The following is a 13,752-nucleotide window of genomic DNA, read 5'->3' as shown; positions in this document are numbered from 1 at the left end:
TCTTGTCAAGACAGTACATAAAATAAATTTTGGTTTGTACTTTTGTTAATTATTTTTCAAAACCACCGAATGTCAATTCCGTTTAAGTCTATTAGTATCTCTCATCGCTCTGCTCCTCTCACGATTCGTGAGCAAGTGGCATTAAATGAGGAAGAAAGTAGAGCCTTTGCTATTAAATGTAAAGATCTTTTTGGATTACAAGAAATGTTGATTGTATCTACCTGCAATCGTACAGAGGTGTATTACAATACCCCAGAAGATATTTCCCACGATTTAGTTAAGAGTTTATTGATTGAAAAGGGCTTGCATCAAACGCAAGAATACACCCCTTATTTCCATCATGAATCAGATGCAGAAGCATCTTTAAGACACTTATTCGAAGTAGCTACTGGATTACAATCTAAAGTGGTTGGAGATTTACAGATTCCCAATCAAATCAAAAAGGCATATCAACAATCTGCCGATTTAAATTTAGCTGGTCCATATTTGCACCGCTTAATGCATACGATTTTCTATGCTAATAAGCGAGTAGCACAAGAAACCTCGTTCCGTGATGGTGCGGCTTCAGTGTCATATGCGACTGTCGCCTTAGCGGAAGAATTGTCTCAGGCCATTACTCAACCCAAAGTATTGATTTTAGGTTTGGGGGAAATTGGCTTGGATGTGTGTAAAAACATGGAGGATAAAGATTTCGCAGAGATCACCATCATGAACCGTACCTTAGAAAAGGCGGAAAAAATAGCCCACGATAAACCTTTCCGTGTGGCACCAATTGAAGATTTGTGGAAGGAAATTGCGCAAGCAGATATCATTATCTCCTCAGTACGCAACCAAGATCCAATTATCACTCAAGCAGAATTAAAGAAACTATCGATATTGACTTTCAAATATTTCATTGATCTTTCGGTACCAAGAAGTATTGAAGATGGTATCGAAAAAATATCGGGTGTATTACTCTATAACATTGATTCATTGAAAGAACGAGCCGACGAAGCATTGCGTATTCGGATGGCCTCTGTACCCGATGTTCGTCGGATCATTGATGAGTCTGTGATTAGTTTCAATGATTGGTCTAAAGAAATGGAAGTTTCACCGACTATTCATAAATTAAAAAATGCACTAGAGCAAATCCGTAAAGAAGAAATCAATCGCCATCTAAAAGGCTTAAATCCTCAAGAGGCTGAGAAATTGGAGAAAATTACGGCTAGTTTAGTTCAAAAAATTATCAAACAGCCGATCATCCATTTAAAAGCCGCTTGTAAACGAGGCGAATCAGATAGTATGGTGGATGCGTTGAATGATTTGTTCAATTTGGAGGCATACGAGGAGGTTGATTCAAGCTCTCCTATCCAATAATTTTCCATGAAATCGGAGGTGTTACAGAAACTGGCTCGCTACTGCGCCTATCAGGAACGCTGTAAATGGGAAATTCAAGTAAAAATGGACTCTTTTTTGGTATTACCTGAGGACCAACAAGCCTATTTGGATTGGCTGGAAGACAACAACTACCTCAATCAAGAGCGATTCGCAAGGCTATTTGTCAGGTCTAAATTCAACCAAAAATCTTGGGGCAGAAATAAAATCAAGTTTGAGCTGAAAAGACTACAAGTTTCTGATGCTTTAGTTCAAACAGCCTTAAGTGAATTACGCGAACTCCCCTATGAATCCACCTTGGAATCCATGCTGAATGAAAAATTCAAGCACCTAAAAGATCTCAATGATTGGGCAAAAAAGCAGAAATGCTACCAATATGCCATGAGAAAAGGATTTGAGCCCGATTTAATTTCCCTGTACATTCAACAGCTCAATTAAAAAAGCTCAAATCCTATCACGCTATTTGGCTAATCGGTTGATATAAACAAAGGTTCTGATGTTAGGATATTTGCCAAAGAAATCCACATAATAGTAATAAGTCCCATCAGGTAACCTTCCATCATTAGTCAAAAGACCAATTGTCTTATCTGTCAAACCTCCCCAATTATTTTGGTAATTATTGGTTTCATAAACCACATCTCCCCATCGATTCACGATGACGAATCGATTCGGTTGCATTCTAAAAATGCCAGGTATCACGAGAACATCGTTGATTCCGTCTTGGTTGGGAGAAATAGCTTGAGGTGCAAAAACCTCACAAATATCCGCATCCACCCGATTGTCTATTCCATCTTGATCACAATCTAGCATGCCTCCATAATTGATATCATTTTCATAGACATCAATTATCCCATCATTGTCATCATCTGAATCACGGTAATCTGGAATACTGTCTGAATCCGTATCCAAAGGATGTAATGGGTCGGACCCAGCTTCAACTGTATCGCTGATTCCGTTATTATCTGAATCTACATCGCGGTAATCCGCTAGGCCATCTCCATCCGAATCTAGCGGCACATTGACATTCGGACCCACTTCTATCGCATCGGGGATCCCATCATTATCCGAATCAACATCACGGAAATCCACTTTTCCATCTAAGTCCGTATCCAAAGGGTGATAGACATCTGGACCAACTTCGATTATATCAGGTATGGTATCATTATCTGAATCCGCATCTTGGTAGTCTGGCTTCAAATCTAGATCCGTATCCACTGGCATTATTGGCGTTGGGCCAGCTTCCACTGAATCGGGAATCGTATCATTATCAGAATCCACATCTCGATAATCCGCCAAACCATCCCCATCAGTATCTACAGGAATTTGAGGATCAACTCCCGCTTCCACCGAATCAGGTATGGTATCATTATCCGAATCCACATCTCGAAAATCCTCTTTCCCATCTCCATCCGAGTCCAGTGGATGACTAGCATCTTTGCCTGCCTCCACGGCATCTGGAATACCATCATTATCCGAATCTGTATCTCGGTAATCAGGTTTGCCATCAAGATCTGTATCAATCGGCTTAGTCAAATCTTTACCTGCCTCTAAACCATCCAGTATACCATCATTGTCGGAATCTATATCTCGAAAATCGGCATGTCCATCCTCATCAGAATCCAAAGGCATTCTTGGTTCTGGTCCTGCTTCCACAACATCTGGGATCCCATCATTATCCGAATCCACATCGCGATAGTCGGGTTTACCATCTAAGTCTGTATCAAAAGGGTGAAGAAAATCTCCTGCCTCTACTGAATCAGGTATACCATCACTATCTGAATCCAAATCTCTAAAATCCTCTAAACCATCAGCATCCGTATCCAAAGGTTTATTAGGATTTAAACCTGCTTCTAAAGAATCTAACATACCATCATTGTCGGAATCCACATCCACATAATCTGTTTTCCCATCTCCATCACTATCCACTGGTTGGCTCGGGTTCGCACCAGCCTCTACTGCGTCTGGTATTCCGTCATTGTCAGAATCAAGATCTAAATAATCGGGCTTCCCATCTCCATCTGTATCCACAGGTTGGCTGGGATTTGATCCTGCCTCCACGGCATCTGGAATTCCATCATTATCTGAATCTACATCTAAATAATCAGGCTTCCCATCTCCATCCGTATCCACAGGTTTGGTCGGATTGGCACCTACTTCTATTGCATCTGGAATACCATCATTATCAGAATCTGCATCTTCAAAATCAAATAAACCATCTAAATCTGTATCCCATGGATCTTGGCAGTCGCCAGCTTCTTGACTATCCAATATTCCATCATTATCCGAATCCAAATCTCTAAAGTTAGGAATTTCATCCCCATCACCATCAGCACCTAATTCGATTCGATCAGGGATGCAATCATTATCTGAATCCAAATCTAGAAAATCAGAAGTACCATCTGAATCTGTATCAATGACTTTGACATATTGCCCTCGGTCATCCCAACCGTCATCTAAATCATCTTTCATTTGTTGACACGTGGCACACTTATTTTTCCCTTCCCATGCATCCGGAATACCATCGTCATCTGAATCCAAATCCAAGTAATTGGGAATACCATCCAAATCATTATCTACATTCCTTTCATCCTGATCTCCCAGCCAATCTCCATCTGAATCTAAATCTCGGTAATTTGGAAAGCTGTCACCGTCTACATCTTTCGTTCCTTCCATGCTATCCAAGATTCCGTCATTGTCTGAGTCCACATCTACATAGTCTGCCTTGCCATCATGGTCTGTATCAAGTACTGGCGCTGGGCTACCTCCAAAACCTGTTTCTAGAAAATCAGCCAAGCCATTTCCATTCGTATCAGGTAATAAGCCATTCTTATCCACTCGCCCATCGTAATTATCATCTATTACGCCTCGCTTATTATCTGTGGCTTCCCAAGCATCTAAAATACCATCATTATCAGAGTCCAAATCCAAGTAATTAGGAATGCCATCACCATCAGGATCAAATTCCCCTTCTATGGAATCTAAAATTCCATCGTTATCTGAATCTAGATCCAGGTAATCTGCATGGCGGTCTCCATCCGAATCACGATTCATTTCACGAGCATCTGGAATACCATCTCCATCTGAATCCAAATCATACGAATTCGGAATTCCATCGCCATCAAAATCCTGACAGTTCCCTAGTAACGTAAAGGTTTGATAGCATTCCATGGAATTGGGGATTCCATCGCCATCAAAATCAGCCATCAATATTTCAATCAGATTACTGGTAATTTGAACACCTGTACTACTTTTGAACATAAAATAGCCTTTGCCTTCTGGGCCTAAATACGTCATTCCCTTTTGACTCAAATTGACAATGCCTTGGACAAAGTCGCCCGCACTATTTAATTGATCTCCACCAGAAAGGCCAGAAATAAAACCAGGCAAAGTACTAGTTACCTGAATGGGATTTAACGCCGCGTTAAAATCAAGCACTCGATTTCCATAAGCATCCAAAGCACTCAATGTATTAACTCCAACAAAAGGCGTTTCTGTTGTTTGCGGACTAGTCATTTGTAAACTAAACTTAGCCAATGGCCCCGCTTTTACAGTTACATGCAACATGCTAGATACCAAGGTATCTTCCAATATATGAACCTGGATTTGGGCCAATGAAGCATGGAATAGCTTCATGGAAACCTGAGCGATCCCACCAACAAAATCAATGCTCGTTGCAGAACCGAAACTTCTTACTTGCGATTGATTATCAAGTACTTGAGGTTGAAGAATGGGGTTGATCGAATTTTGTGCTCCTGAAAACAACACTGTTTTGGTTCCTGTATAAGTATCAACTTTTTCTCCTAAATCATTCAATACATGAAGGCTAATAAGCTGTGAGCTTCCTGCTACTTGAACGGAATCTCCCAATAAGCGTAGCTGAGTAGGTTTAATAAGTTCAGACAAAATTTCAATCCTCGCCTTAGTTCCCAATCCTATGGCTGGTTGAAAAATCAAGGTATCTAAGCCAATAGCACCTGTATAAGTTATGCCCAATTGGGTTAAATTAGCCATGCCCTGCTGAAAATCACTGGAACTAACTAATCGATTTCCTCCTGATAAGCCTGAAATCAAAGCACCTTGACTCGTTGTGATAGTGATCGGATTTAACGTGGCGTTGAATGAACTTACAGGATTGTCATATTCATCTTCTACCAACAGTTTATTGAAACCATAAAAAGGCGTTTGATTAACTTGAGGACTTTGTAACTGTACGGCCAACTTTTGAAATGATTTGGCAGAAACATCCACTCCTAACCTGTCTAATCCAAGGGTCTGAATATACACATCTTGGGCACTAATAGAATCCAAACCTGATTTGTAAATCACCAAATCAACTTGGGCAATACCATTAACAAAATGAACTGGTGTTACTTGTCCAAAATTAACTCCATTCGCTTGAGATTTATAAGTAGGTGCTGAAGAAGAATTCGTCCCTGAAAATTGCAATTGCTTGTTTCCTGTATAATCCGTTACGATTGTTCCATTTTTAGTAGTTGCTCGAATGGTCACTGTTTGACTCGTTCCAGCTACTTGACTTGAACTTCCACTTATCACAAATTTAGAAGCCTGCCAAGTATTTAATATAGTTACTTGGGCAGTAGAGCAAACTCCCGTTGGGAGATAACAAACTTGATACGTAAATGACACAGAATCTGCATCCATTGCAGCAGGAGTGTAAACCATATTACCTGTGGAAACTTGGAAATTTAAGTTTCCGAGGGCTGTCCCTGAAATTTTACTAATACTTAAATTTGAACTTGGCAAGAAATCATCATTCTGTAATATATTCAGTGTTATGGGCCCAGCATTAAAATCTTGCTGGATGACATCATCATTGACTAAGGCAATCAAAGGATTAGGATCTGTGCCATTCGGATTCCCATCATTGTCTAGGTCATCATCACAAACATTCCCTAAGCCATCGTTATCTGTATCTAATTGATTAGGGTTATAGGTGCTTGGGCAATTATCTTCAAAATCAATAACTCCATCACCATCGGTATCTGTCACATCACGATACAATAATTTGGAAAAATAGGTCTTTTGTCCAACACCAATGGACTCTACTCCGACACTTATTACACTCAATTCGGCTCCCGTTTTCAACATATTTCGAGAATATGCATACTGATTTAATGTAAAATCACTGCTTGTGTTGTTTTGACCAATATCATAGCCCAATCGCAATGAACTAGTTCCATAAAATGTCCCTTTGGTAAAAATGGTAGCGAAATTTGAAAAGATCCCAAATTGATAATTTGGACCAATTCTTCTCAAGGTACTCGTTAAAAGCATCGTTCGATCTTTCACAATTCTAAATGAGCGTACCAAATGTCCATGATCGTAGAGATTGGGGCTTTCATTTTCAATCACAACTTTACCTGATTCTTGGTATATTTTTGAAACTACGCTAGCTGCATGCAAATCCTCTGGGTAATCCAATAAGTCTATTTGATGTCTTTTCTTTAACGTAATGGGATATGAATCCAACACTTGATGATTGGCATCCTGCATCTCGATGGTCAAATTAACCTCGTTTTGATTACCTAGTATGGAATAAGGAATCTCATTGTTTCCGTGTTGGCTTGATGAAATAATGATATTCCCTTTTTTTATCACATACCAATGCTGATTATTTAAATAATTGATACTTCGAATATTGATTCGAACAGTATGAAATGGGGATAAAAACCATAGTAGATTTTCATAGCGAATGAGTCGGTCCGCATGTACGGGCAAGGCATTCATAGCCGCTTCAGTGGAGGCATTTAAATTAAATTTGACTACATTTTTAAAAAATGGCACCAAATTGGTTTGGGTACAATTAGCCGCGGCTTGAGCGATATTACTGAGTGCGTCTTCAATGCTATTCACTTGTGGCATTTTTCTTAATTCCAAAAAGAATTTAGGGAATAAAATAGACCTTCCAAAAGTATCAAATATCCCTTGCAATAGCCCAACTGCTTTCCAGGCGGGTTCATCGTCTGTATTGGTACCAGTTCCTCGATTGTAATCATTATACCCTACACGATCCCATTTGGCCCAAACATTATAAGGATTAGCCTCTAAATCATTGATATAGCCAATAAAGTTCTCTTTAAACCATGAAATATTTGTCAGAGCCTCATTATACAATCGCTGGTTGGGGTCAGTTATTATATGATCAAAGGCATAAGCTGTAAATAAACTGGCAAAAGCCTCAGCCATACCCCCATTTTTTTCATTGGAATAAGGGGCATATGGGAATAGGACTTTACTACTAAAATCAAAGAAATTCCTTCCGAATTCGTAGGCCAAAATCACATCACGGTTAATGTTGGAATTAGTTTTTAGGTTATAAAAAATATTTTCAAAACCACTGACTTCAATCCCCTTGGCCCCAACTAAACCACAACCTGCTCCACAGGATGGAACACCAAAAAACACACTGGTTTTATAGCCAAAATTGGGATTACCTCCAGGAGGTTCATAGCCTAAGGTATTTTTATAAAATTCATACAGAGCATCTGTGCGCTCCACCATTTTGGCCAATGTAGTAACATCCGCCAATTGATCATTGGTGATTTTTGTCTTATCAATTCGTAATACCACATTTCTGCCTTGAATACTCCAAACAGGAATTTGTCTAGCATCAAAAGCAAAGTAAATGTCTTCAGTCAGTTCGTACTGATTCCCGCTTGTTGGGCTACTGAAATTTCCATCTGATACCTGAACAATTAATTTATCCGTTGTCAAATCACTCCCAATAGTCCCATCATGAACTGCAATGGTATCTTTTAGCGACAAATTGTACAAAATCATTTTGATGGTAGCAGAGCCCTCAAAAAACTGAATTGGGGTATTACTACCAAAAGGAATTCCATTGGCAGTAGCTTGGGTGCCCGAAATGCCCAAAGATGCAGATTCTGAAAATTGTAAATTTTTAATTCCTGAGTATGTTCTAACTAAAACCCCTTGGGCATCTTTCGCTTGAATTTTAATATATTGACTTCTCCCAGCAAACTGTAAATTAGACCCCGAAATAATCAATCGCTCTTCTTGACCGGCTATTTGGACTCCTGAAAAGGTGGTACTAATCAAACTAGATTCAAAAATTAAGGAAAAAATAAAACTAGGGTTATATGGATCTACTTGACTGTTCTGAGCCGCTTGAACCTGTTTCGTAGAATTGACCCATTTATTAGAACTTTTTGATGCAATGGATGAGCTATAATACAGGATACTCAAAGCTGTTAAATCAGCCACACCATTCACGAAATCGGTCGATTGATTTAGTCTATTTTCTTTCTCCAAACCCAATCCTAAAATATTGGCATTAGTCGATGTGGATACAGTTACAGGTGTTTTTGATGCATCAAAATTGAGGCACACATTTCCATAGGCATCTTTTACAGTTAAGGTATTTACTCCTACAAACGGATGGCCATTGGTTTGAGGACTACTTATGCTAGACACTATTTGTGCTACTTTATTAGCCTCCACTTGAATCGTCCATGAATCTCCTGCAATGGCCCCTGTATTTATGGACTCACGGGTTGTTAAAAATGCTTTTTCTGCCAAATACAAATTCAGCTTTACAAAGGCTCTGCCTCTAGTAAAATTAATTAGTATTGGTTTACCAAAATCCCCTTGAATCTTACTCAATGAATCCTGAATAGTCGACACATATTGACTAGAAATAGCTTGTCCTGCTCCATAAAACAAGAGTGATTTAGCCCCTTCATAATCAGTTACCGGTTGATCATTAGCATCAAGAGCTTGAATTTGAAACCATTGAGATTCTCCTGCCAATTGGCTGGTATGACCTGAAATATGTAAAAAAACAGATTGGGCCGACTTGACTATTTGGACTGAATTACTTGTTACACTTATTCCCGTTTTGGAAGTGAAAATAATTTGCTTATTCCCTTCCAAACTCGAAATATAGAGTCCTAATTGACTTAAATTGGCAACACCTTGAGTAAAATCAGTTGGGCGAGACAGGATCTTGGTATCTCCTAAACTCTTTAAACCAATGTTATCTTCACTTGTCAATGAAAGTGATATTGGATTGTTTGCCGCATTAAATTCCAAACAAACATTCCCATATTCATCCTTGGCAGTTAAGGTATTGGTTCCTGAAAATATTTGCCTCGTATATTGCGGACTGGTCAATGCAGGAACTAATTGATATAAATCTGCTGCTTTAACTTGTATCAATAATTTGTCTTGGTCTTGTGGTATAACATTGGTTCCCATTTCTACAGCACCAATAGTTGCCAGTTCTGATCGATATAATGTCAACTGAGCACGAGCGATACCTTGCTCAAAATACAATGCTGTCCGAGTTCCGAATGGAATAGGTAAATTCAAATTATTATAAACAATTGGACTCCCATTTTGAGCAAGAGAAGTATTGGCTCCAGAAAATATTACTTCCATAAATCCATTAAATGAATTTATAGGAGATCCCAAGGTGTCAAGGATGGCAATATTGAGCACTTGACTCCTTCCCGCTATTTGATTTGATTCCCCTAATATTTTAAACCTATATTTATTTTGTTTAGTTGGATAAACAACCACCAAAGCACTCTTCACTTTGATACCAGAAGCTGTTGAAAAAGTAAATGTTCCATCTCCCGGTTCTCCCAAATATTTAAATCCTATCGTTTTCAGATTAGCTATACCTTGGATAAATTGTGTTGATTGGTCAATGACTAAGGAAGAATTCCCATCCTTTCCAACGACGGTCCCTTGAAGATCTGTGCTTACTTTTATTGGATCTAAGGCAGGATTAAAACTAGTTGCCACATTCCCGTATGCATCCTTGGCAATTAATTGATTATTTTCTCCGATAACTTCATTTATTTGAAGCTCATTCTGTAATACTAGACTTAGATTATTGATTGGCGTTGCACTAACTTGAATCTCCCATGGACTACTTGATAATATCCCATCGGATACAACAATGGATGCCTTTTCTGCCTTGTACAATGTTAAATCAACTGTAGCAACTCCTTGATTAAACAATACCACTAAACCTTTATTCATCAATCCTGTGACATACCGACCTTTTATTAATGGATCCAATACGGGATTAATTGATGCATTCGCTCCTGAGAATGTAAGATTAACGTCTGCAAAACCAAACTTATAATTGGTATCTACATTTCCATATTCATCCAAGGTCTTAACTGTCAATGTCTGAATCGAGCCCGCTTGCTGGGTAGCATTTCCTCTAATTTCAAAATGTGTAGCTGAACCAGCATTTACTTGAATGGAGAAGGAATTCGATGCAATCGTTCCATCACTTGCCGAAATGGTGGCTTGCTCCGCTTTGAATAACATCAAGTCTACTAGAGCAATACCATTCGTAAATAGTACCTGAACAGGCTGACCAAAGGACACTCCTGAAACTGCAGGATTTCTTAATGGATTAGTCGTTGAGCCAGCTCCCGAAAAAATCAATGTTTTCGTGCCAGTATATTGATTATCCATATTGCCAAAGGTATCTACCGCATGAATATTCAACGTTTTTGAAGCTCCTGCTTGCTGAATTAAATTGCCACTAATTTCAAATTGAATCGCTGGACCAGCATTTACTTGAATGGTTAAGGCCTTGGAAGAAATAACTCCATCACTGACTAATATGTCTATTTGTTCTGCTTTATATATTGTTAGATCTACTTGAGCTTTGCCATTCACAAAATCAACCTGAACAGGTTGACCAAAATCTACACCTGATACACTTGGATTTCTTACTGGGTTTATTGTAGGACTAGCTCCTATAAAGGTTAAGGTTTTTGTTCCAAAATATTGATTATCTACATTTCCATAGGCATCAACTGCATGAATATTCAATGTTTGTGAAACTCCTGCTTGTTGACTCGACTGACCTATGATTTCAAAATGTGTTGCTGGATTAGCATTTACTTGAATGGAGAAGGAATTCGATGCAATCGTTCCATCGCCTGATGAAATAGATGCCAACTCTGTTTTATATAACATTAAATCTACCTGCGCAATCCCATTCACAAATTCCACTTGAACAGGCTGACCAAATTCCACACCTGAAATGGTAGGGTTTCGAGTTGGGTTTGTCGCTGGATTGGCTCCTGTAAAAGTTAAGGTTTTTGTTCCTGTAAATTCAATTACTTCATTCCCATAGGCATCTACCGCTTTAATGCTCAAAGTCTGGGTAATTCCCGCTTGTTGGATCGCATTCCCACTGATGACAAAATGGGTAGCTGGATTGGATTTTACCTGAATCGAAAACGCTGATTTCGCAGATAGGCTACCATCACTTACCTGAATATTAGCCATTTCCACTTGGTATAAGATCATATCTACTTGGGCTATTCCATTCGTAAATAGTACCTGAACAGGCTGACCAAAGGATACTCCTGAAACTGTAGGATTTCTTAATGGATTAGTCGTTGAGCCTGCTCCCGAAAAAATCAATGTTTTCGTGCCAGTATATTGATTATCCATATTGCCAAAGGTATCTACCGCATGAATATTCAACGTTTTTGATGCTCCTGCTTGCTGAATTAAATTGCCACTAATTTCAAATTGAATCGCCGGACCAGCATTTACTTGAATGGTTAAGGCCTTGGAAGAAATAACTCCATAACTAACCAATATGTCTATTTGTTCTGCTTTATATATTGTTAGATCTACTTGAGCTTTGCCATTCACAAAATCAACCTGAACAGGTTGACCAAAATCTACGCCTGATACACTTGGATTTCTTACTGGGTTTATTGTAGGACTAGCTCCTATAAAGGTTAAGGTTTTTGTTCCAAAATATTGATCATCTACATTACCATAAGCATCTTCTGCGTGAATATTCAATGTTTGTGAAACTCCTGCTTGTTGACTCGACTGACCTATGATTTCAAAATGTGTTGCTGGATTAGCATTTACTTGAATGGAGAAGGAATTCGATGAAAGCATTCCATTGCTTACTGAAATGGATGCTTGTTCGGCTTTGTACAATGTTAAGTCTACTGATGCTTCTCCTTGAGTAAATAACACAAGTAAACCTTGATTAAATATGCCTGTTTGATATCTGCCTTGAACAAGGGGATTCTGCTCGGGGTTAACAGATGTATTTGCTCCTGTAAAAACCAAACTAGCATCTGAAAGGCCTCCCATATAACCCTTATCTACATTTCCATAAATATCAAGAGCTTTGATACTCAATGTCTGCTTTGCTCCTGCTTGTTGACTCGAACTACCATTGATTTCAAAATGCGTTGCTGAACTAGCATTAACTTGAATAGATAATGGGGAAGTTGTTGAAATAACCCCATCACTCAACGAAATATTGGCTTGTTCGACTTTCTTAAAGACCAAATTAACCTGTGCAACACCCTTGGTAAAACTAACATCAATCTGATTTCCAAAATTAATTCCATTGGCTGTTGCGGCAAACAGCCCAATTACACTTGCCCCTGCGAACTCAAGCTTTTTAACCCCTGAATAATTAAAATCAGTCTGACCAACTACATTTTTAGCTACTATTTTCAATGAGTATATATTACCTGCTTTAGATGAATTACCTCCCACTAATTCAAAATAAGTAGCCTCTAAATCGTTAGGAATAATTTCTACCATGTCACTTTCTACATAATATCCATTCTCAGATGATGCTGCAAAGACGTCAAAATCAAAATACAATCCAGTATAAGTAAAACCTAGGGCTGTAAGATCAGCCACTCCAGCTACAAAATCTGTAGATTGATTCAATACATTATTACCATTTGACCCTAATCCTCTAATAACTCCGTTTAGTGCAGCACTTGTGAGAGTCACAGGATTTTTACTTGCATCAAAATCTAAAATAACATTACCAAAACCATCAATAGCCGAAATTTGATTAACTCCACTTATGGGTACTTGATTTTTAAAATTTGATTCTAATCTAATTTTAAAGCTACTCCACGCACTATTTTTAATCTGAATAGAAAGGGTATTAGATATCATTCCGCTTTCATCAGCTTGAATGGATGTTAATCCTGATGTAAATATTTCCATTACGACTTGAGCCTTCCCCTTGACAAAGTATGTGGGTGTGGGCACACTTATAATGGAACTATTAACTAAAGCAGGATAATCTAATAATTGATTTTCAAGAATAGAAAATAATACTTGTTTGAAGCCTTGATACCCAATATCGACTTGTCCTTGTGAATCGATTGCTTCAATATCAACATACAATTTACCACCTGCTTCAAGGGTAGTAATGGAAGAAGACAACCTTAATTGAACGGCCGTTTGGCTTTTTGAAGGTGTTTGAAAATGAACAGGCTTCTTAAATTCATTAATTTTAATATTACTTGAAGAATATATATTCTCAGAAATAAAAAATATGGTCAAAAAAAATAGACTAGACAG

The 13,752-nt window shown here is 38.4% G+C and carries 3 protein-coding genes; 2 read left to right on the top strand and 1 reads right to left on the bottom strand.

Annotation, left to right across the window (positions count from 1 at the left end; genetic code table 11):
• Nucleotides 1–69: 69 nt before the first annotated feature.
• Nucleotides 70–1,356: a glutamyl-tRNA reductase gene (gene hemA, locus EWU22_RS04610; RefSeq protein WP_109322186.1), complete on the top strand. Its 1,287-nt coding sequence runs from the start codon at nucleotides 70–72 to the stop codon at nucleotides 1,354–1,356.
• 6 nt (nucleotides 1,357–1,362) lie between these two features.
• Nucleotides 1,363–1,812 carry a regulatory protein RecX gene (locus tag EWU22_RS04605; protein WP_109322185.1) on the top strand — a complete coding sequence of 150 codons (450 nt, stop codon included), beginning with the start codon at nucleotides 1,363–1,365 and terminating at the stop codon, nucleotides 1,810–1,812.
• Nucleotides 1,813–1,833: 21 nt separating this feature from the next.
• On the opposite strand, the gene EWU22_RS04600 is transcribed toward EWU22_RS04605, so the two are convergent.
• A complete protein-coding gene (locus EWU22_RS04600) occupies nucleotides 1,834–13,614 on the bottom strand; it encodes a T9SS type B sorting domain-containing protein (RefSeq protein WP_130924601.1) in 11,781 nt (3,926 codons plus the stop codon).
• Nucleotides 13,615–13,752: the final 138 nt, after the last annotated feature.

This window comes from Aquirufa nivalisilvae, assembly GCF_004307455.1.
In the GTDB taxonomy this organism is placed as follows: Bacteria; Bacteroidota; Bacteroidia; order Cytophagales; family Spirosomataceae; genus Aquirufa; species Aquirufa nivalisilvae.
The sequence above is the reverse complement of the archived record's forward strand: the minus strand, read 5'-3'. Positions and strand labels throughout refer to the sequence as shown.

What these genes read in the sequence shown, in the direction of transcription:
- hemA (WP_109322186.1), top strand. Translation starts at nt 70, where the DNA reads ATGTCAATTCCGTTTAAGTCTATTAGTATCTCTCATCGCTCTGCTCCT.
- EWU22_RS04605 (WP_109322185.1), top strand. Translation starts at nt 1,363, where the DNA reads ATGAAATCGGAGGTGTTACAGAAACTGGCTCGCTACTGCGCCTATCAG.